This is a genomic window from Caulobacter sp. 17J80-11, assembly GCF_014349105.1.
Classification (GTDB): Bacteria; Pseudomonadota; Alphaproteobacteria; order Caulobacterales; family Caulobacteraceae; genus 17J80-11.
In genome coordinates this window covers 59,922-78,316 of record NZ_JACSJI010000019.1, presented here as the reverse complement: position 1 = coordinate 78,316, position 18,395 = coordinate 59,922, and the positions used below count along the sequence as shown (strand labels likewise).

General features: G+C 70.6%; 22 protein-coding genes and 1 pseudogene. 16 read left to right on the top strand and 7 right to left on the bottom strand.

Annotation, left to right across the window (positions count from 1 at the left end):
• Together H8B08_RS16675 and H8B08_RS16670 are read left to right on the top strand one after the other, a co-directional pair.
• Positions 1-446, top strand: a pseudogene (locus H8B08_RS16675) (hypothetical protein); the annotation flags it as partial.
• Between the two features lie 92 nt (positions 447-538).
• On the top strand, positions 539-1,168 hold the full coding sequence (locus H8B08_RS16670; protein ID WP_187451321.1) for a LysE family translocator: 630 nt from the start codon (positions 539-541) through the stop codon (positions 1,166-1,168).
• 6 nt (positions 1,169-1,174) lie between these two features.
• Here H8B08_RS16670 and H8B08_RS16665 read toward each other — a convergent pair whose 3' ends face one another.
• Entirely contained in the window at positions 1,175-1,798 is a 624-nt protein-coding gene (locus tag H8B08_RS16665; RefSeq protein ID WP_187451320.1) for a class I SAM-dependent methyltransferase, read from the bottom strand.
• A 139-nt stretch (positions 1,799-1,937) separates the two neighbouring features.
• Between H8B08_RS16665 and H8B08_RS16660 the strand changes: the two genes are divergently transcribed.
• From H8B08_RS16660 to H8B08_RS16625, 8 genes are all read left to right on the top strand, one after another.
• The gene (locus H8B08_RS16660; protein ID WP_346427404.1) at positions 1,938-2,204 is read left to right on the top strand and encodes a protein usg; all 267 of its coding nucleotides are present in this window, start codon (positions 1,938-1,940) and stop codon (positions 2,202-2,204) included.
• 74 nt (positions 2,205-2,278) lie between these two features.
• Positions 2,279-2,617: a DUF3088 family protein gene (locus tag H8B08_RS16655; protein WP_187451318.1), complete on the top strand. Its 339-nt coding sequence runs from the start codon at positions 2,279-2,281 to the stop codon at positions 2,615-2,617.
• 47 nt (positions 2,618-2,664) lie between these two features.
• A complete protein-coding gene (locus H8B08_RS16650; RefSeq protein WP_187451317.1) occupies positions 2,665-3,069 on the top strand; it encodes a response regulator in 405 nt (134 codons plus the stop codon).
• 52 nt (positions 3,070-3,121) lie between these two features.
• Positions 3,122-3,514, top strand: coding sequence for a DUF3088 family protein (locus tag H8B08_RS16645; RefSeq protein WP_187451316.1), 393 nt, complete (start codon positions 3,122-3,124; stop codon positions 3,512-3,514).
• 32 nt (positions 3,515-3,546) lie between these two features.
• A complete protein-coding gene (locus H8B08_RS16640; RefSeq protein WP_187451315.1) occupies positions 3,547-4,104 on the top strand; it encodes a TetR/AcrR family transcriptional regulator in 558 nt (185 codons plus the stop codon).
• A complete protein-coding gene (locus H8B08_RS16635; RefSeq protein ID WP_187451314.1) occupies positions 4,101-5,756 on the top strand; it encodes an MFS transporter in 1,656 nt (551 codons plus the stop codon). The genes H8B08_RS16640 and H8B08_RS16635 overlap by 4 nt, the downstream gene beginning before the upstream one ends.
• A gap of 25 nt (positions 5,757-5,781) precedes the next feature.
• A complete protein-coding gene (locus tag H8B08_RS16630) occupies positions 5,782-6,945 on the top strand; it encodes an HlyD family secretion protein (RefSeq protein ID WP_187451313.1) in 1,164 nt (387 codons plus the stop codon).
• Positions 6,946-7,035: 90 nt separating this feature from the next.
• Positions 7,036-7,572, top strand: a complete 537-nt coding sequence (locus H8B08_RS16625; protein ID WP_187451312.1) for a hypothetical protein — start codon at positions 7,036-7,038, stop codon at positions 7,570-7,572.
• Between the two features lie 21 nt (positions 7,573-7,593).
• Here the strand turns inward: H8B08_RS16625 and H8B08_RS16620 are convergent, their stop codons facing one another.
• On the bottom strand, positions 7,594-8,334 hold the full coding sequence (locus H8B08_RS16620) for a DUF6065 family protein (RefSeq protein WP_187451311.1): 741 nt from the start codon (positions 8,332-8,334) through the stop codon (positions 7,594-7,596).
• A 72-nt stretch (positions 8,335-8,406) separates the two neighbouring features.
• Between H8B08_RS16620 and H8B08_RS16615 the strand changes: the two genes are divergently transcribed.
• Positions 8,407-8,940, top strand: a complete 534-nt coding sequence (locus H8B08_RS16615) for a prolyl-tRNA synthetase associated domain-containing protein (RefSeq protein ID WP_187451310.1) — start codon at positions 8,407-8,409, stop codon at positions 8,938-8,940.
• Between the two features lie 7 nt (positions 8,941-8,947).
• Here the strand turns inward: H8B08_RS16615 and H8B08_RS16610 are convergent, their stop codons facing one another.
• Together H8B08_RS16610 and H8B08_RS16605 are read right to left on the bottom strand one after the other, a co-directional pair.
• Positions 8,948-9,769: a CPBP family intramembrane glutamic endopeptidase gene (locus tag H8B08_RS16610; protein WP_187451309.1), complete on the bottom strand. Its 822-nt coding sequence runs from the start codon at positions 9,767-9,769 to the stop codon at positions 8,948-8,950.
• 81 nt (positions 9,770-9,850) lie between these two features.
• Positions 9,851-10,528, bottom strand: a complete 678-nt coding sequence (locus H8B08_RS16605; RefSeq protein ID WP_187451308.1) for a YggS family pyridoxal phosphate-dependent enzyme — start codon at positions 10,526-10,528, stop codon at positions 9,851-9,853.
• On the opposite strand from H8B08_RS16605, the gene H8B08_RS16600 reads away from it, so the two are divergent.
• A complete protein-coding gene (locus H8B08_RS16600) occupies positions 10,527-11,144 on the top strand; it encodes a thiamine phosphate synthase (protein WP_187451307.1) in 618 nt (205 codons plus the stop codon). The genes H8B08_RS16605 and H8B08_RS16600 overlap by 2 nt on opposite strands.
• 90 nt (positions 11,145-11,234) lie before the next feature.
• On the opposite strand, the gene H8B08_RS16595 is transcribed toward H8B08_RS16600, so the two are convergent.
• Positions 11,235-11,633: an NtrZ family periplasmic regulatory protein gene (locus H8B08_RS16595; protein WP_187451306.1), complete on the bottom strand. Its 399-nt coding sequence runs from the start codon at positions 11,631-11,633 to the stop codon at positions 11,235-11,237.
• A gap of 291 nt (positions 11,634-11,924) precedes the next feature.
• On the opposite strand from H8B08_RS16595, the gene H8B08_RS16590 reads away from it, so the two are divergent.
• From H8B08_RS16590 to holA, 4 genes are read left to right on the top strand one after another with little or no spacing between them, the layout of a single operon-like run.
• Positions 11,925-12,446 carry a DUF3576 domain-containing protein gene (locus H8B08_RS16590; RefSeq protein ID WP_187451305.1) on the top strand — a complete coding sequence of 174 codons (522 nt, stop codon included), beginning with the start codon at positions 11,925-11,927 and terminating at the stop codon, positions 12,444-12,446.
• A gap of 18 nt (positions 12,447-12,464) precedes the next feature.
• Positions 12,465-15,044 carry a leucine--tRNA ligase gene (gene leuS, locus H8B08_RS16585; RefSeq protein ID WP_187451304.1) on the top strand — a complete coding sequence of 860 codons (2,580 nt, stop codon included), beginning with the start codon at positions 12,465-12,467 and terminating at the stop codon, positions 15,042-15,044.
• Positions 15,045-15,049: 5 nt separating this feature from the next.
• On the top strand, positions 15,050-15,550 hold the full coding sequence (gene lptE, locus H8B08_RS16580) for an LPS assembly lipoprotein LptE (RefSeq protein ID WP_187451303.1): 501 nt from the start codon (positions 15,050-15,052) through the stop codon (positions 15,548-15,550).
• Positions 15,551-15,577: 27 nt separating this feature from the next.
• Positions 15,578-16,630: a DNA polymerase III subunit delta gene (gene holA, locus H8B08_RS16575; protein WP_187451302.1), complete on the top strand. Its 1,053-nt coding sequence runs from the start codon at positions 15,578-15,580 to the stop codon at positions 16,628-16,630.
• 57 nt (positions 16,631-16,687) lie between these two features.
• Here the strand turns inward: holA and H8B08_RS16570 are convergent, their stop codons facing one another.
• Both H8B08_RS16570 and H8B08_RS16565 read right to left on the bottom strand, forming a co-directional pair.
• Positions 16,688-17,533 carry a CPBP family intramembrane glutamic endopeptidase gene (locus tag H8B08_RS16570; RefSeq protein ID WP_187451301.1) on the bottom strand — a complete coding sequence of 282 codons (846 nt, stop codon included), beginning with the start codon at positions 17,531-17,533 and terminating at the stop codon, positions 16,688-16,690.
• 254 nt (positions 17,534-17,787) lie between these two features.
• A complete protein-coding gene (locus H8B08_RS16565) occupies positions 17,788-18,381 on the bottom strand; it encodes a helix-turn-helix domain-containing protein (RefSeq protein WP_187451300.1) in 594 nt (197 codons plus the stop codon).
• Between the last annotated feature and the right edge of the window lie 14 nt (positions 18,382-18,395).

Sequence of the window (18,395 nt, the reverse complement as noted above, 5' to 3'; positions counted from 1 at the left end):
CCGCCGCACTGCCCGCCTTGCCGGCGCTTCCGGCCCTGGCCGCCCCGCCCGCGCCCCCCGCTCCGCCCGCGCCTCCGGCCCCGCCGGTTCCGAGCGCGGTCGAGATCCGGGCGTCGCTGGCCGAAGCCCGCGCGGCCCTGGACGCCGCCGTCGCCGAGTTGCGCGAAACGGCCGCGATCCGCCGCGAGGCCGTGATCACCCGCGCCGAAGCCGCGAAGATCCGCGCCGAGCTGGTGCGCACTCGCATCTCCTCGGAAGAGATCGCCCGCATCCGCGATCAGGCGCGCGCCCAGGCCCTGGCCGGCCGTGAGGCGGCCGAAGCCGCGCGTCGCGAGGTCGAGGCCATGCGTCCGCAGATCGAGGCCGTGAAGCGCGAGGCCGCCCGCCTGAAGGCGCTCTGCGAAACCGGCGAAATCGAGTGCGAGACCGTGACGGTCAGAGACTGAGCCGCAGACGACCCGCCGCCCGGTCCAAACGATCGGGCGGCGGCGTTCTGACGGGCTGACGCCGCGCGGCGACGCAGTTATGAACCGCGGCCATGGTCCTGCCCGTCGATCCCGCCCGCTACTCCGCCTTCCTGGTCGCCATGGCGGTGATGGCGGTCACCCCCGGCCCGGCCAACATCTTCGCGGTCGCCACCGGGGTGGAGAAGGGCAAGGCCGCCGCCCTGGTGGGCGTGGCCGGCCTGAACAGCGCGACCCTGGTCTGGTTCTGCGGCGCGGCGCTGGGCCTGGGCGCCCTGGTCGTGGCCTTCCCCGAGGTGTTCAAGGTCGTGGCCGTGCTGGGCGGGCTCTACGTCGCCTGGCTGGGCCTGAAATCGCTGTGGGCCGCCTGGAAGAACGAGGCCGGGGCCGCGCACGCGACGGTGAAGCTCGGCCAGAGCGCCTTCCGCGACGGCTTCACCGTGCAGATCGCCAACCCCAAGGTGATCCTGTTCTTCACCGCCGTCCTGCCGCCGTTCCTCGACGTGAACCGGCCCGTCGCGCCGCAGCTCGTGATGTTCGCGGCCGCCACCATCGGCATGGACGTCATGTCCATGAGCGCCTACGGCCTGGGCGGCGCGGCCCTGTCGGAGCGCATGAGCGAGCCGAAGTTCCGGCGCGGCTTCGCGGTCGTCGTAGGCGTGCTGCTGCTGACCGCCTCGATCCTGATCCTGACCCGCGAGTAGGCGCTCTCACGTCCGCCGCCAGACGCCCACCACCTTGGCCGGATCGGCCGGGGCGGCGTCGGGCAGCACCTCGAGCGGCCGGCCGAGCGGGAAGGGCGCCAGGGCCAGGTTCAGCCGCCGCCAGCCGCCGGTCGTCATCTCCTCGTTGAGGCCGACCGTCGGCGTCGTGGTCGCCAGGAACCACTCGACCTTCGAGGCGCGCCAGCGCTCCACCACCCGCACGGCGTCGGCCAGGCTCAGGTGAAACAGCGACTCCCGGCACAGCCAGACGTCCGCCCCCGCCGGCGGATCGGTCGCCACCACGTCGGCCACCTTGAAGGCCACCCCGGGCCGCGCGTCGCGCGCGTCCAGCTCGGCGATCATCGGGGCGACGATGTCGGCCCCAAGGTAGGCTGTCCCTTCGGGCAGCCGCACGTGGCGCATCCAGCACCAGTCGCCGCAGGGCGCGTCGTAGACCAGCCGGGGCCGCACCCGCGCCAGGAAGGCCTCCAGCGCCGCGCGGAAGGGTTCGGTGCGCGCCACGCCCGAGCCGGGCCCCGAGCGGGATTCCGCGCCGCCCCAGGCGTTGTCGCGCCAGATCTCGGTGAAGACGGCCTCGCGCCGTGCTCCGGCTTCCTCGTCCAGATCCACCGGCTTCCCCTGGCGGCAGCAGCCGCGTCGCCGTGCTGCTAATACTTTGTTTTTACGAAGCTTTTCCGATTGCGGGCGCGTTATGGACGTGGGAGCCTCTTCACGCAAGGGGCGTCGTCGCAGAGCGCAGGAGCGCGTCGTGAACACGGAGTTTCGGGAACAACTCGCCGGCCGTCGGCTGACCACCGCCGAGATCACCTACTACATGCCGGACCATCCGGCGCTGCTGCAGGAGTTCCTGTGGCAGACGCTGGACGAGGCCCCCGAGTTCCCGCGAGTGCGCCGGTTCCTGGAGTTCTGGCGCCGCGAGATCGACGCGGTGATCCACTCGGTCAGGGTCTCCTACGTCGGCGTCGTCGCTCCGGCCCGAGTGCGCACGGTCCGGGAGCTCGGACGGCTGCAGTAGGTTTCGTCGCGGATCCAGGCGCTTTCGTCGCCTGGCGCCAGCCCACGCGACCGCGGGCGCGCTAGATGCGCCGCATGACGATAGATCGGCTGTTCCTGCTCCAGCCAGACTTCGAAGACGCCGGCCGGCGCTGGTTCTGTCCGCCCTCCGCCGCCGTGGCCGGCTTTCTCGACTGGTTCCCGCACGTCCGCGCCGAAGTCGATCTGGTTTACGTCGACTTTCCGCGCCCCCCCAGCCCGATGGCCGAGCTGCTCGGCGACGACCACCCGGGCTGTCCGCTGCTGGTGATGAGCGAGGACGCGCGCGACGTTCCGGAGATGAAGGTGCTCGGCGGCCGCCGGCGCCTGGACGACCCCCAAGCAATCACCCGCTACCTGGCGGAACGCCACGGAGCGCCCGCCCCGCATTCCTGATTTACGGCGCGCGTGTGCGCGCTCGGTCGCTCAGAAGGAGCTGCACGATGGAAGCCCAAGGCGTCTTGCGCGTTCTCGTCGTCGACGACGACGCGCTGGTCGGCATGATCACCCAGGAGGTCCTGGAGGATCTGGGGTGCCGCGCCGTGCGCGTGGAAGGAGCGGACTCGGCGCTGGAACTGCTCGAGGCCGCCACCTTCGACCTGTTGCTCAGCGACATCCGGATGCCCGGCATCAACGGCGTCGAACTGGCGCGGCGCGCACAGGCCCGCCACCCGCACCTGCCCATCGTGCTCTGCACGGGCGACGCAGCGAGCTGGTCGGCCGAGCTGTGCGGCGCGCCTTGGGCCGTCCTGGAAAAGCCCTTCACGCCGGCGCAACTCGCCGCGACGATCGCCGGGGCGGCCCTGGGCGTCGACGCGGGGACCGCCCGGGCGGCGATGGCGGCGTGATCCCGCGATCTCGGGCGCTCCCCGCGGCCGGGATCACGGGCTAAAAGGCTGCATGGCCAAAGACAGACTCTTCCTGCTTCCCCACGACATCGACAAGGACGGGCTCCGCTGGTTCTGCCCGCCGTGCGCCATGGTCGAGGGCTTCCTCGGCTGGTTTCCGCAGGTGCGCGACGACCTCGACATCGTCACGGCGCCGTTCCCCCGTCCGCGCGGCCCCGTCGCGGAGCTGTTCGGCGAGGACCATCCGGGCTCGCCGGTGCTGGTGCTGGCCGAAGGTTCGCCCGACGACGAGGACATGCAGGTCGCAAACGGCCTGCGCTACCTCGACGACGCCAAGGCCATTCTGCGCTACCTGGCCGACCGGCGCGGGCTCCCGCGGCCGCTGGGATCGCGACTACCCGACGCCCGATCACAAAATCTGGTGGGCGACAAACAAATCGCTTGAATAAGTGGACGCTCGTGTCCACTTAGCGGCGCATGACACCCCGCCCGCTTCGTCAGGACGCCGCCCGCCGCCGCGAGGACATCCTCCGCGCCGCCCATGAGGTGTTCTCGACGCAAGGGCTGGACGCCCCCCTGGAGGCGATCGCCGAGCGGGCCGGGGTGGGGCGGGCCACGCTCTACCGCAACTTCCCGGAGCGGAAGCAGCTGGCCATCGCCGTGCTGGTCGACGAAATGGAGCGGCTGGCCGACTGGACCCGCGCCCAGGGCGAGGAGCCGGAAGTGTTCTTCGCCTTCCTCGACCAGCTGAATGACATGCTGGCGCGCAACGCCGGCCTGCGCGACGTGCTGCACAGCGAGCGCTCGCCCGAGGCCCTGGCGCCGCTGCGCCGGGCCCTGATCCGGGCCGGGGCCGAACCGCTGGCCCGGGCCCAGGCCGCGGGCCTGGTGCGGCCGGACCTGCAGCCCGACGACATCCGCGTGCTGGCCGCCGTGCTGGGCGCCAGCTTCCCTGGCGTCGGCGCCGAAGAGCACGCCCGCATGGACGAACGCCGGCGCGCCCTGGTGCTGGACGGCCTGCGCGTGCGGCCGTGAGGGGCCCCGAGTTCTCCTGGGACGACTATTTCGCGCGGCTGAAGCCGCACGAGCGGCCGCTGCTGCCCGGGTCGCCGGCTACGCCGGACCACCCGCCCGCCCTGCGGGCCGCCTACGCGGTCATCGGCCTTCTGGTCAGCGTCACCGCCAGCCTCGGCGCCGCCTTCATCAGCGCCAACCAGGCCAACCTGCAGGGCGCGCTCGGCGTCGGTCCGGCGGAGGTCGCCTGGATCCCGGTCGTGTTCGTCATGACCAACGCCTGCATGAACCTGCTGCTGATCAAGTTCCGCCAGCAGTACGGCCTGAGGCTGTTCACCGAGATCTTCCTGACCGCCCTGGTCGTGCTCTCGGCCGCCCACCTGTTCTTCACCGGCTTCGGCTCCATGCTGGCCACCCGCGCGGTGGCCGGCATGGCCGCCGCCGGGCTGTCGACCCTCGGCGTGTTCTACCTGCTGCAGGCCTTCCCCTCGGCCCACCGGCTGAAGGGACTGGTGATCGGCATCAGCATGGCCACCCTGACCGCGCCGATCGCGCGACTGATGTCGACCGAGGTGCTGGATCTGGGCGACTGGAAGGCCTTCTACCTGCTCGAGCTCGGCCTGGCGCTGATCTGCCTGGCCTGCGTCTTCGCCCTGCCGCTGCCGCCGTCGCAGCGGGTCAAGGCCTTCCGTCCGCTCGACTTCCTGACCTTCGCCCTGTTCGCGCCGGGCGTGGCCCTGCTGACCGCGTCTCTGGGCCTGGGGCGGGTGCTGTGGTGGACGCAGGCCGCCTGGATCGGCTGGGCCCTGGCCGGCTCGATCGTGCTGATCGCCGCCGCCCTGATCATCGAGCACAACCGCACCCACCCGCTGATCGACACCAGCTGGCTGACCGGCGGCGACATGATCCGCCTGGCCCTCTCGATCTTCCTGGTGCGGGTGGTGCTGTCCGAGCAGACCGCCGGCGCGGTCGGCTTCCTGACCGCCATGGGCGTGCACCCGGACCAATTGCACGGCCTGTTCACGGTGATCTTCTTCGCCACCGTCGGCGGGGTGGCCACCGCCGCCTTCACCCTGAACATGGACAAGCTGCAGAAGCCGATCATCGTGGCCCTGGCGCTGATCGCGGTGGGGGCCTACCTGGACAGCCACGCCACGCCCCTGACCCGGCCGCGCGACCTCTTCTTCAGCCAGGCGCTGATCTCCTTCGCCGCCGCCCTGTTCCTGGGGCCGGCCCTGCTGACCGGCTTCGCCAACCTGCTGAAGCGCGGGCCGCACCTGGTGATCAGCTTCTTCGTGATGTTCTCGATCGTCCAGAACGTGGGCGGCCTGGCCGGCAGCGCCCTGGTCGGCAGCCTCGAGACCGTGCGCCAGCGCGCCCACTTCGCCCGCCTGGTGCAGGACGTCGACCTGGCCGATCCGCTGGCCGCCGGGCGGTTGCAGCAACTGGCCACCGCCCAGGGGCGGGTCCTGCTGGACCCGGCTCTGCGCGAAAACCAGGGCGTCATCCTGCTGTACCAGCAGCTGACCCAGCAGGCTCACGTGCTGGCCTACAACGACGTCTTCCTGACCATCGCGGCCGTCGCCGCGCTCACCTGCGCCTGGGTGAGCTTCAATTATCTGCGTGCGCGCCGGCGGGCGCGTGCGGCCGCGCGAGCCGCGGCGACCGCCTGACGCGTTCTACGTTTCGAGTACGACCATGACCCAAGCCGCCCGATCCAATTCGCCCGCTCCCCAACCCGCGCCCGCGCCGGCCCCCACGCCGGCTCAGACTCCCGCTCCCGTCGCGCCGATGGAGGCGCCGGCAGGCCCCGCGGGCGGCGGCGGCGTCCCGGGCAAGCGGGTGCTGTGGAGCGTGCTGCTGGGGCTGGTGGCGATCGCCGGCGTGCTGCTGGTGCTCTACGCTTGGCGACTGCCGCCGTTCGCTTCGGCCGAGCAGAGCACCAACGACGCCTATGTCCGCGGCCAGGTCACGGTGATCAGCCCGCAGGTGGCCGGCTACGTCACCGAGGTGGCGGTGCACGACTTCCAGACGGTGCAGGAAGGCCAGCTCTTGGCCCGCATCGACGACCAGATCTTCCGCCAGCGCGTGGAGCAGGCCCAGGCCAATCTGCATTCGGCCGAGGCGGCGCTCGCCAACTCCGCCCAGGCCCAGGCGTCGGCCAAGGGCGGCGTGGCCGAAGCCCGCTCCGGGGTCGCCGCCGCCGAAGCCGCCCTGGCCAAGGCGCAGGCCGACGCCAAGCGCGCGAGCGACCTGAAGGCTGGCGGCTGGGTCTCTCAGGCTCAGGTCGATACGGCCGAGGCCGCGTTGCGTTCGGCGGAGGCGAACCTGCAGCAGGCCCACGCCGCCACCGGCGTGGCCCAGACCGGCGTAACCACCGCCGTGGTCGGGGAGGGCACGCTCCAGGCCGCGGTAGAAAGCGCCCGCGCCGCGCTCCACCTCGCCCAGATCGACCTCGACCACACCCGCGTGGTCGCGCCCCAGGCCGGGACGCTGGGCGAGATCGGCGTGCGTCAGGGCCAGTCGGTCGCCGCCGGCACCCAGCTGATGGCCCTGGTTCCCGACCGGGTCTGGGTGATCGCCAACTTCAAGGAGGCCCAGATCAAGAACATGCGGGTCGGCCAGCCGGTGCGCTTCAACGTCGACGCCCTGGGCGGGGCGACCCTGACCGGCAAGGTGGAGAAGATCTCGCCGGCCGCCGGCTCGGAGTTCGCGGTGATCCGCCCCGACAACGCCACCGGCAACTTCATCAAGGTCGCCCAGCGCATCCCGGTGCGCATCGCCATCGATCCCGGCCAGCCGGGGATCGAGCGGCTGAGTCCGGGCATGTCGGTCGTCGCCCACGTCGACACCGGCCGCTGATCGAGCTTGGCTGTTGACCTTCGGGGAACGCGGGTTTTTCCTAGGTGTTTCTTCGCATAAGGGGCGAAGCTTCCGCTCGGGAGAGCAGCCATGAAGCGTATCCTGACCGTCGCGCTCGCCGCTCTGGCCCTTTCGGCCTGCGCGACCGCGACCCCGTACCAGCCGGCGGCCGCGGGGCCTGGCGGCCGCGGCTACTCGGACATGCGCATCGAGGACGGCCGCTGGGCCGTCAGCTTCTCCGGCAACTCGGTCACCTCTCGCGAAACCGTGGAGATGTACCTGCTGTACCGCGCAGCCGAGCTGACCGTGCAGAACGGCTACGACTACTTCACCGTGGTGAACCGCGCGGTCGACCGCGACACCCGCTACATCAGCTCGCCCGATCCCTGGTACGGCGGCTGGGGCCCGTATTGGAGCCCGTACTGGCGCTGGAACTACGGCGGCGCCTGGTCGCCGTGGGGCTGGGGCTGGCCCAGCTACGACGTGCGCGAGGTCAACCGCTACGAAGCCTCGGCCGAGATCCTCATGCACCGCGGCCAGAAGCCGGCCGACGACCATTACGCCTTCGACGCCCGCGAGGTGATGACCAACCTGGGCCCGCGGGTCCTGCTGCCGAGCCCGAAGTAAGGGCTCGGCGTCAGGGTCGGATCAGAACAGCCGCACCGGCTTCAGCCGGCGCTTGTTGACGTGGGCGGCCGGGGCCGGGCCGGTGTCTTCCGGCAGCTCGCCCTTGAAGTAGAAGCGCTGCCACGCCTCCTTCACGGTGTCCGGGTCGCCCTTGGCCAGCCGCTTGTTGAACTCGGTGCGCTGCCGGTTCCAGGCCTCGAACTGGCCCTGCAGGACCGGGTCGCGCTCCATCACCTTCATCACCGGCTCGAACTGCTCGATCTTCTGGTGCTGGACCAGGGTGATGAAGCAGAAGGCTTCGCCCTTCTGGAACTTCACCCGGCCCGGGCGCGTGAACTTCCAGTTCATGGTGAAGGGGAAGGGCAGCCAGTCGGTCTCGATCAGGCCGGACAAAGGCTGGATCCCGTCCTTCACCTGGTTGGGCGAGCCGCCGCACCAGACCTGCCAGCCCGGCGGGGTTCGGAACATGTAGCCGGGGTGCATGGTCAGCACGCCGCCGGCGAAGTGCGACTGGGCGAAGTGGGCGAAGTCCGGATGCGGCCGGTCCGGCGTCAGGGTGATGTCGTTCTGGGTCGGCCCGCCGTTCCACTCGGCCGTGAAGCTCATCGGGCAGAGCATCTCCCAGCCCGTGGTGTTGGCCATGGTCAGCGGCAGGCAGCGATAGGGATGGCGGCTGGCGAAGGCGTCCATCCAGTCCCGGTTCGGCCGGCCCGGCACCAGTTCCGGCGGCCGCGGCCCCATGGGGTAGCACTCGAGTTCCATTCCGACGTCCGAAGCGCGCTATAGAGTTGGACCCTCACCTATCCGCCTGAAGCCGCCTCCGTCAAAGCCCGCATGTCCGACGTTCTCGCCGTCCCAGCCCCCGAACACGCGCACGCCGACCGCGACGCCTTCCTGGCCTTCCTCGAACAGATCGGCGTGGCCCACACCACCCACGACCATCCGGCCGTCTTTCGGGTGGAGGAGGGGCTGGAGCTGAAGGCCTCCATGCCCGGCGCCCACACCAAGAACCTGTTCCTGAAGGACAAGAAGCAGCAGATCTGGCTGGTCTCGGCCCGCCAGGACACGACCGTCGACCTCAAGCGCCTGCCCTATGTGATCGGCTCGGACCGGCTGTCGTTCGGGCGCGAGGAGCTGCTCTACGAGGTGCTGGGCGTGCGCCCGGGCTCGGTCACCGCCTTCGCCCTGCTGAACGACCGCGAGAAGCGGGTGCGCTTCGTGGTGGATCAACGGTTGATCGACGCCGAGCTGGTCAACTTCCACCCCATGACCAACACCGCCACCACCGCCGTCACCCCCAAGGATTTCCTGGCCTTCCTGACCGCGATCGGGGTCGAGCCGATCGTGGTGGACTTCGACAAGGTCTGATCAGGCGTCAGGCGACCGACGACGGCTCTGCGGCCGGGACCGCGGCGTCGCCGGCCTGACCCGTCACCGGCCGGGTGAAGAAGAACTTGCGGTTCAGGATGACGAAGAGAACCGCAGCGCCGGCGTAGAACAGGGTGGATTTCGATCCGCCCGGCAGCAGACCGCCGTCCACCGACGGGAACAGCACGCGCAGGACGTCGGCGTGGGTGTTGGCCGCCCAATGGAAGGCCACCGCCGGCCAGACGGCGCCGCCCGCACGCTGAACCAGCACCGCCATGAACAGCGACCACACGACCAGGTAGGCGAGGAAGCGAAGGGCGGTGGCCGGCGAGCCGAACACCGCGGCCCCGTAGAGCGGAAGGTGCCAGACGCACCAGACCACGCCGATCAGCAGAGCGGCGGTGAACGGCGTGAACCGGCCGAGCAGCTTGGGCTGCAGATAACCGCGCCAGCCGAACTCCTCGGCCAGAGGGCCGCTCACCAAGGCCGCGCCGAGCGTCAGTCCCAGGATCGCCAGCGGCGAACCGTCCATGGCCGAGAGCGGGACGCCCGTGGAGAACAGGAAGGCCAGGCCGAGCACCAGGGGGATGGCGATCCCGAGCAGGGCGTAGAGGACCGAGCGCAGGTTCACGGCGAGGACGCGGCCGGCGAACGCCCGCAGGCCGCCGAAGCCGCCTTCGGCCAGCGCCGCCGCAAAGCCCGCCAGGCTGGCGAACAGCGCCGGCAGCCACAGCCTCAGGGTCTCGTCGGTGACCAGCAGCCAACCCAGCCCGGACCCGCCGAACGCGACCAGAAAGAACGTGACGAGGCCGGCGACCGGGCGGGACATAGGAAGCTCACGAGCAATCGACCGGCCCTGCCTAGACGCAAGCGTAACGGTGTTCAATCGCGCCGGTCTGTTCCGCAGGGGTCAGGCCGTCGGCCGTGCCCCGAAGATGGCGCTGCCGACGCGCACGTTCGTCGCGCCGAAGCGGATCGCCGTCTCGTAGTCGTGGCTCATGCCCATGGACAGCTTAGCCACGCCGTTGCGGGCGGCGATCTTGGCCAGCAGGGCAAAATGCATGGCCGGCTCTTCCTCGGCCGGCGGGATGCACATCAGGCCCTCGACGCTCAGGCCGTAGGTCTCGCGCGCCAGCCTGATGAAGGCGTCGGCCTCGTGCGGGGCGACGCCGGCCTTCTGCGGCTCCTCGCCGGTGTTGACCTGGACGTAGAGGCGAGGGGAGCGCCCCTGCTTCTGAATCTCGTCGGCCAGGGCCTGGGCCAGCTTCTCGCGGTCGAGGGTCTCGATCACGTCGAACACGGCGACCGCGTCCTTGGCCTTGTTGGACTGCAACGGGCCGATCAGGCGCAGTTCCAGGTCCGGCTGGCGCACCGGCGCCCAGCGGGCGATCGCCTCCTGCACGCGGTTCTCGCCGAACACGCGCTGGCCGGCCTCCAGCACCGGGGCGATCGCCTCCCACGGCTGCTCCTTGGAGACCGCGGTCAGGGCGACGTCGGCCGGATCGCGGCCGGCCAGGCGGGCGGCCTTTTCGATGCGGCGCAGAACCGTGCGATAGGCTTCGACGGGATCGGAGACGTGCTGGGTCATGACGGAAAGCCTGTGGGCGACGGCGCGAGCCTTAAGCCGCGCGGCGGGTCGGGGTGAAGCCCCGCCGCCGCTTTTCTTCGTCACCGACCCGGTCCGCACCCCCGATCCGGCCGCCGTGGCCGCCCGCCTGCCGGCCGGGGCGGGGGTGATCTATCGGGCTTTCGGCGCCCCCGAAGCGGACGCGACGGCGGCCGCCCTGGCCGAGATCGCGCGGGCGCGGGGACTGACCCTGCTGATCGGCGCCGACGCCGCCCTGGCGGAGGCCTGCGGCGCGCACGGCGTGCACCTGCCCGAGCGCGCCCTGGCCGAGGCGCCGGCCCTGAGAGCCGCTCATCCCGACTGGCTGCTCACCGGCGCGGCGCACGACGCGGACGCCCTGCGCTCGGCGCAGGCCGCCGGCGTCGACGCGGTGCTGCTGTCGCCGGTGTTTCCGACCCGCAGCGCCTCGGGCCACGCCGTGCTGGGCCGTGAGCGCTTCGCCGAGCTGACCGCCTCGACCCGTTTGCCGGTCTATGCGCTGGGCGGGGTGGATGCGACGACCGCGCCGGCGCTGATCGGCACGGGCGCGGCCGGGATCGCGGCGGTCGACGGGGTTGTCGCCGAGTTCGCCCCCTGAACGCGACGCGAGGACGCAGGCCGACCTTCGCCTTAAGCAGCTCAATTTATGAGAGTATTTCGCCGCCGAAACGGCCGGCCGAGCTTTCCGTCAGAAGCGGAAAGTGGTCTCCAGACGCACACGCGGCTGCGGCTTTTCGTCCGGAGTCACGCGGCGCGGATCTTCGTTGGAGGCGCCCAGGCCGACCGAACCGCCGAGGCGGAGGGACGGGGTGATGCGGATCGAGGCGCCGGCCTCGACGTCCTTCCACTCGACATCACGGGTCGAGGGCTGGTCGACGTCCAGGTTCAGGGCCCAGCGGCCGCCGCCGGCCCATTGCAGGGACTTGCGCGGCTTCGGAGCCCAGGAATTCTGGTCGGAGGCGAAGGCGGTGGCCGCCGGGGCTTCCGCGCGCGGCTTGGGTTTGGCGGTCTGCGCGTGCGCCTGGGCGGCCACGCTCGCCGTAGCGAGCGCCGCGACCACCGCAGCCATGCGAGCCATGCGTCCCATCAGCCCAATCCGCTCCATCGGAGGCCGCCGCCAAGTAGCCTGACGGGAAGCCTCTGGTTTGCGATATACGCCGCGACCGCACTGGGTCAATGAACCGTGTGGTTAAGGCAAAGGTTCCCACGCGAAAGAGTCGTCGTGTGTGTCTCGCGCGCCACGCGAGTCATCTGTTCTTGTCAGATACAGCCTCCACCGTGCTATACGAGGATAACGGTCCGTAAAGGGGGCTCGGCGAGCGCCGTCCCCTTGCCCGCTAAGGGGCGGCGGACGGTCCTCGAAGCGGAGTTCGCCAAGATGTCGTTCACTCGCCTCGCGTCGGTCGCTCTGATCGCTTCCGGCCTTGCGCTTTCGGCCTGCTCGCACACGTCGGGCGCCAAGACCGCGAGCGCCAACGGCGGCGGCTTCCAGACCCAGGAAAAAGACGGCGGCATCTCGTTGGGTTCCATCTTCGGCGGCGGCTCGAAGAAGGGCGGCTCGCAGGCCCAGGCCGGCATCGGCGTCAACAGCTACCTGTGGCGCGCCTCGCTGGACACCCTGTCGTTCATGCCCCTGGCCTCGGCCGACCCGTGGGGCGGCGTGATCGTCACCGACTGGTACGTGAACCCGGAAAAGCCGGACGAGCGGTTCAAGATGACCGTCTACATCCTGGACACCCGTCTGCGCGCCGACGCCCTGAACGTGTCCGTGTTCAAGCAGGTTCGCGACGCCTCGGGCGGCTGGGTCGACTCGGCGGTGGCCAGCCAGACCGAAACCGACATGGAAAACGCCATCCTGACGCGCGCGCGCCAACTGCGTCTGGCCAACGTCGGAGGCTGAGGCTAAACCCTCGGCCTTATGGCCCGCTACAATCCGAAAGAGGTGGAGCCCAAGTGGCGCTCCGCCTGGGACGCCCACGGCGTTTTCCGCACCCGTTCGCCTGAAGAGGCGGCCGGCAAGCCCAAGTACTACGTGCTCGAGATGTTCCCGTATCCGTCCGGGAACATTCACATGGGCCACGCCCGCAACTACGTGATGGGCGACGTGGTGGCGCGCTTCAAGCGCGCCCGCGGTTTCAACGTCCTGCATCCGATGGGCTGGGACGCCTTCGGCATGCCGGCCGAGAACGCCGCCATGGAGCGCGGCGTCCACCCGAAGGCCTGGACCTACCAGAACATCGACAACATGCGCGCGCAGCTGAAGCTGCTGGGCCTGTCGATCGACTGGTCGCGCGAATTCGCCACCTGCGATCCGGACTATTACGGCCGCCAGCAGGCCTGGTTCCTGGAGCTGTTCCGCCAGGGCCTCGTCTTCCGCAAGGAGAGCGTGGTCAACTGGGACCCGGTCGACAACACCGTGCTGGCCAACGAGCAGGTGATCGACGGCCGCGGCTGGCGCTCCGGCGCCCTGGTCGAGAAGCGCAAGCTGACCCAGTGGTTCCTGCGCATCACCGACTACGCCGACGAGCTGATCGAGGGCCTCAAGGGCCTGGACCGCTGGCCGGAAAAGGTCCGGTTGATGCAGGAGAACTGGATTGGCAAGAGCCGCGGCGCGCGGGTCTCGTTCCCGTTCGACGGCGCGGCCCCGGCCGGCTTCGACAAGGGGCTGGAGGTCTACACCACCCGCCCCGACACCCTGTACGGCGCCAGCTTCGTCGGCATCGCCGCCGACCATCCGCTGGCCGAGCAGCTGTCCAATCAGAACCCCGAGCTGGCCGCCTTCGTCGAGGAGTGCCGCAAGGGCGGCGCGACCGAGGCCGAGATCGAGACCGCCGAGAAGAAGGGCGTGTTCACCGGCCTGTACGTCCAGCACCCGTTCGACCCGAACTGGAAGCTGCCGGTCTGGATCGCGAACTTCATCCTGATGGGCTACGGCACCGGCGCGATCTTCGCCTGTCCGGCCCACGACCAGCGCGACCTGGACTTCGCCCGCAAGTACGACCTGCCGGTGCGCCCCGTGGTGCTGCCGGAGGGGACCGACCCGACCGAGTTCGAGCTGGGCGACGAGGCCTACACCGGCCCGGGCAAGCTCTATAACTCCGCGTTCCTGGACGGCCTGGACGTCGAGGCCGGCAAGGCTGCGGCGATCGAGAAGATCGAGAGCCTGGGCCTGGGCGAGGGCGCGACGGTCTATCGCCTGCACGACTGGGGCGTTTCGCGTCAGCGCTACTGGGGCTGCCCGATCCCGATCATTCACTGCAAGAGCTGCGGCCCGGTGCCGGTCCCGGCCGAGCAGCTGCCGGTCGAGCTGCCGGACGACGTCACCTTCGACCAGCCGGGCAACCCGCTGCTGCGCCACCCGACCTGGCGGCACGTGAAGTGCCCGTCCTGCGGCGGCGAGGCCGAGCGCGAGACCGACACGCTGGACACCTTCGTCGACAGCTCCTGGTACTTCGCCCGCTTCGCGAACCCGAAGGCGGCCGACCCGATCGACAAGGCCGCGGCCGACTACTGGCTGGCGGTCGACCAATACATCGGCGGCGTGGAGCACGCCGTGCTGCACCTGCTCTACGCCCGCTTCATCACCCGCGCCCTGACCGACGCGGGCGCCATGAGCGTGCGCGAGCCGTTCGCCGGCCTGTTCACCCAGGGCATGGTCACGCACGAGACCTACAAGAAGCCTGACGGCGGCTGGGTCGACCCGACCCAGGTCGTGCTCGAGACGGTCGACGGCAAGCGCGTGGCCAAGCACGCCGAGACCGGCGAGATCCTGGTGATCGGCGACATCGAGAAGATGTCGAAGTCCAAGAAGAACGTGGTCGCGCCCGAGGAAATCCTCGACGCCTACGGCGTGGACGCCGGCCGTCTGTTCGTGCTGTCCGACAGCCCCCCCGAACGGGACGTGCAGTGGACCTCCGGCGGGGTCGAGGGCGCCTGGCGCTTCGTCAACCGCGTCTGGGCCGAGTTCGACGCCCTTGGGGAGCAGGAGATCGCTCCCGCCGATCCGGAGGCCGCGCAGAATTTGCGCCGCGCCACCCACAAGGCGATCAAGGCGGTCACCGAAGGCTTCGAGGGCTTCCGCTTCAACTCGGCGATCGCGCGGCTCTACGAGTTCGTCAACACGGTGAAGTCCGCCCCGGTCGAACAGACCGGCTCGGCCGCCCGCCGCGAGGCGCTCTCGGCGCTGGCCCGTCTGGTCGCCCCGATCGTCCCGCACCTGGCCGAAGAGGCCTGGGCCCGCCTGGGCGAGCGCGGCATGGCGGTCGACGCGCCCTGGCCGGAGTTCGATCCGGAGCTGGCCGCCGACCAGGAACTGGTGCTGCCGGTGCAGATCAACGGCAAGCGCCGGGCCGAGGTTCGGGTCCGCCCGGGCCTGCCCGAAGCCGAGGTCGAGCAGATCGCTCTTTCCGACGAGGCCGTTAAGCGGCACCTTGAGGGTCAGACGGTCCGCAAGGTGATCGTGGTCAAGGACCGCATCGTCAACATCGTGGCGGGGTGAGCAGCATGACCGGTCGGGGTTTGGCTTTGACGGCGGCCCTGGCGCTGCTGACGGCGGGGGCCGGCGGCTGCGCCGGCTTCACGCCGCTTTACGCGGAAAAGGGCGTGGTCGAGAAACTCGGCCACACGCAGATCGACGTCGCCGACGGGCGCCTGGCCTTCCTGATGCGCCAGAGCCTGGAAGACGCGCTGGCCCGCGACCGCCAGGAGGCGCCCCAGTACCGGCTGGCCATCACCTTCGCCGAGCATCGCTACCCGCGGGGCCTGCGCCTGAACGACACCGCCACCAGCTACGAGCTGGACGTGGACGTGAACTACACCCTGGTCGACCTGAAGACCGGCGCGGTGCTGATGCAGAAGTACACGCCGGTGACCGTCACCTACGCGGCGACCAACCAGCCCTACGCCGGCATCATCGCCCAGGAAGACAGCCAGAACCGCGCCGCCCAGCAGGCGGCCCAGCTCATCAAGACGGACGTCGCGACCTTCTTCGCCGGCCAGCAGTGACGATCTTGGCCCGATGATCCTGTCCCAATGATTCTGTCCAAGCGTCCGGACGTCGACCGCTTCCTGGCCGGCCCCGGCCCCGAGTTCCGCGCCTGCGTGATCTACGGCAAGGACCGCGGCGGCGTGCGCGAGCGCGCCGACAGCCTCGCCAAGAAACTGGTCAAGGACCCCAACGACCCCTTCGACGTCGCCGTCCTGACGGAGGCCGACGTCGACTCCGAGCCCGGCCGGCTGGAAGGCGAGCTGACAGCGCTGTCGCTGATGGGCGGGCGGCGGCTGGTTCGCCTGCGCCTGACCGGCGACAAGTCCGCCCCCGACAAGGCCGCCGCCGAGGCCCTGAAGGCCCACGCCGACGGCGCGCTCAACCCGGACGCCTTCTTCCTGGTCGAGGCCGGGGCGCTGGACCGCACATCGGCGCTGCGCAAGGCGGCGGAGTCCGCCAAGACCGCCGCCTGCATCCCCGTCTACGACGACGAGACCGGGGACGTGGCGCGCATGGTCCGCGAGGCCCTGGCCCGCGACCAGCTGAGCCTGGCCTCCGACGCGCTGGAGACCTTCGTCGCCCGCCTGCCGCGGGAGCGGGGCGTCGCCCGCCAGGAGATCGAGCGCCTGGCCCTGTTCCTCGGCCCCGGCTCGGGCCGCACCGCCACCACCGCCGACCTGGCCCAGCACCTGGGCGTCGAGCCCGAAGCCAGCCTGTTCGACGCCGCCTTCGACGCCTTCGGCGCACGCCCGGGCCCCGCCCAGGCCCACCTGCGCCGCGCCCTGGCGGAAGGCGAGAGCGCGGTCATGGCCGTGCGCGCGGTCAGCCTCCACCTGAACAAGCTGCGCCGCTTTAACGTGCTGATCGCCGCCGGCGCGGACGCCAAGGAGGCCGCCAAGGCCTGCGGCGTGTTTTGGAAGCAGGAGCGCGAGTTCCTCCGCCAGGCCAAGAGCTGGACCTCAGGCGACCTCGATCTGCTGCAGCCCGACGTTCTGGACGCCGACCGCCAGTGCAAGACCGCCGGCTCGCCCGACGGCCTGCTGGTCGAACGCCTGCTGTTGTCGGTGGCCGGGCGGGCGCGGCGACTGGGGCTGTAGGGCGGCGGTTAGCCCGTCCGCCCGGGATCGACGCGTCCGGCCGTCAGCTGCGAGCGCCTAGGCCGGCGACCACCTCGGCGGCCACGGCCGCCGTATGCCCGCCACCCAGAACGGCAGGCAGACGATCACGCACACGATCGCCGTGACGACGCCGAACTCGCCGACCATGGTGACGGGGCTGTCGCCGCGCGTGGTCATCGGGCCGAAGATCATCTGCAAGAACAGGTTGTGCGAGGCGTGGAAGGTGACCGCCGGCCACAGGCTGCCGGATTGCAGGCGCAGCCAGGCGGCGGCTCCGCTCATCGCCGTGATCATCACCATGAACGAGGCGACCTCGTAGGCCTTCTCGCCGCCGCCGTTATAGTCGCTGAAGATCAGGATCGGCAGGTGCCAGGACGCCCAAAGCAGGCCGGTGACCAGGGTCGCGCCGAAGAAGCCGAGCATCGTCGTCAGCCGCGGCGTCAGGAACCCGCGCCAGCCGATCTCTTCGCCGAGCGCGGCGGCCATGTTGTTCACCATGCCGGCGGTCATCGCCAGCAGGATGACCGCGACGACGGACAGCGTCGGGCCGAGCGGGCCGAAGCCCTGCTGTCTGGCGATCTCGCCCAGCATTTCGAACTTAGGGAAGCTCGCGAGGCCGGCCAGGTCGGCGCTGAAACAGGTCACGGCGCCGTAAACGACCGGCAGGGCGAAGGCGATCAGGTGGTAGCGCGAGCGGCCCCAGTTCCAGCCTAGGCTCGAGAGGTCCTGGCGCATGAGCTTGAGCGCCAGCATCGCGCTCAGGCCGACCGACCACATGAGCAGCACCGCCGTCATGCCGGTGAAGCCGAAACTGACGATCACCCAATGCATCAGGGCGGTCGAACCGGCCATCAGGGCGAGAAACAGGAGCACGACGGACATCACTTCGATCCTTCAGGTGCGCGCCGTGCCCCGGGCCGGGCCGTCGGCCCAGGCCGGAAACTCCGACCACGGGGTCAGGTAGGCCCGTCGAGCTCAAGCGCCGCCGTGCGGCGGTTCAATCCGGGCGCGATAAATCCCGCCCGGACGGCGATCAATCCGGACGGCCTCACTCTGCCTTCAGCGGAAACTCCAGGATGAGCCGGGCGCCTGGCGAGGTCGAAGTCCGGCGGCGGGCCGCGGCCGGAGGCGCCGCCTCATCCAGCCCTGCCGCGGCGCCGGGGACGCGGGCTGAGCGGCGCCAGCGCGAAGGCGAAGCTCATCAGCCGTTCGCGGCCGGGTCCCTTCGGCTGGCTGCTCAGCTCGCTGAGCCGTTCCAGCAGGCGCGAGGCTTCCTCCAGGTCGTCATTGCTGAGCCAGCCCTTGTTGCGCGAAACCCAGAGCTCGCGCGCCGGTCCCTCGGTCACGGACTCCGGCGCCGCCAGCGCCGCCTCGAAGTCCTCGGCGGCGATCTGCAGGAGCGCGCGGGCGAACGCGCCCAGCTCGCGCCGATTGCCCTGGGGTCCGAGGTCGTAGGCCAACCGGATCGGCCCGTCGCCCTCGCCGGCCAGCCGGTAACGACGCTCCTCGTCGCCGGCGGGGACCTCCTCCACCAGCCCGCCGTCCAGGAGGGCGCGCAGGTGGTAGTAGAGGCCGTCGGCCGGACGACCGAGATGCTCGGCCATGGCCGCGACGCTCGCCTCGCCGCCCAGGGCCGCCAGGGTGTCCACGATCTCCTGCCGCACGGCCGAGCTCAGCAGCCGGATCTGCGCCGGATCGCGGAGGGCGCGCCTGACGAAGGGCTCGGCCATGTGGACTCCTGTTG

Excerpts from the sequence above, each read along its gene's own strand:
- H8B08_RS16650 (WP_187451317.1), top strand. The coding sequence starts at position 2,665 with ATGGAAGCCCAAGGCGTCTTGCGCGTTCTCGTCGTCGACGACGACGCG.
- H8B08_RS16590 (WP_187451305.1), top strand. The coding sequence starts at position 11,925 with ATGTCGTTCACTCGCCTCGCGTCGGTCGCTCTGATCGCTTCCGGCCTT.
- H8B08_RS16625 (WP_187451312.1), top strand. The coding sequence starts at position 7,036 with ATGAAGCGTATCCTGACCGTCGCGCTCGCCGCTCTGGCCCTTTCGGCC.
- H8B08_RS16670 (WP_187451321.1), top strand. The coding sequence starts at position 539 with ATGGTCCTGCCCGTCGATCCCGCCCGCTACTCCGCCTTCCTGGTCGCC.
- H8B08_RS16605 (WP_187451308.1), bottom strand. The coding sequence starts at position 10,528 with ATGACCCAGCACGTCTCCGATCCCGTCGAAGCCTATCGCACGGTTCTG.
- holA (WP_187451302.1), top strand. The coding sequence starts at position 15,578 with ATGATTCTGTCCAAGCGTCCGGACGTCGACCGCTTCCTGGCCGGCCCC.
- H8B08_RS16570 (WP_187451301.1), bottom strand. The coding sequence starts at position 17,533 with ATGTCCGTCGTGCTCCTGTTTCTCGCCCTGATGGCCGGTTCGACCGCC.
- H8B08_RS16630 (WP_187451313.1), top strand. The coding sequence starts at position 5,782 with ATGACCCAAGCCGCCCGATCCAATTCGCCCGCTCCCCAACCCGCGCCC.
- H8B08_RS16615 (WP_187451310.1), top strand. The coding sequence starts at position 8,407 with ATGTCCGACGTTCTCGCCGTCCCAGCCCCCGAACACGCGCACGCCGAC.
- H8B08_RS16620 (WP_187451311.1), bottom strand. The coding sequence starts at position 8,334 with ATGGAACTCGAGTGCTACCCCATGGGGCCGCGGCCGCCGGAACTGGTG.
- H8B08_RS16600 (WP_187451307.1), top strand. The coding sequence starts at position 10,527 with ATGACGGAAAGCCTGTGGGCGACGGCGCGAGCCTTAAGCCGCGCGGCG.
- H8B08_RS16640 (WP_187451315.1), top strand. The coding sequence starts at position 3,547 with ATGACACCCCGCCCGCTTCGTCAGGACGCCGCCCGCCGCCGCGAGGAC.
- leuS (WP_187451304.1), top strand. The coding sequence starts at position 12,465 with ATGGCCCGCTACAATCCGAAAGAGGTGGAGCCCAAGTGGCGCTCCGCC.
- H8B08_RS16610 (WP_187451309.1), bottom strand. The coding sequence starts at position 9,769 with ATGTCCCGCCCGGTCGCCGGCCTCGTCACGTTCTTTCTGGTCGCGTTC.
- H8B08_RS16645 (WP_187451316.1), top strand. The coding sequence starts at position 3,122 with ATGGCCAAAGACAGACTCTTCCTGCTTCCCCACGACATCGACAAGGAC.
- lptE (WP_187451303.1), top strand. The coding sequence starts at position 15,050 with ATGACCGGTCGGGGTTTGGCTTTGACGGCGGCCCTGGCGCTGCTGACG.
- H8B08_RS16565 (WP_187451300.1), bottom strand. The coding sequence starts at position 18,381 with ATGGCCGAGCCCTTCGTCAGGCGCGCCCTCCGCGATCCGGCGCAGATC.
- H8B08_RS16595 (WP_187451306.1), bottom strand. The coding sequence starts at position 11,633 with ATGGGACGCATGGCTCGCATGGCTGCGGTGGTCGCGGCGCTCGCTACG.
- H8B08_RS16655 (WP_187451318.1), top strand. The coding sequence starts at position 2,279 with ATGACGATAGATCGGCTGTTCCTGCTCCAGCCAGACTTCGAAGACGCC.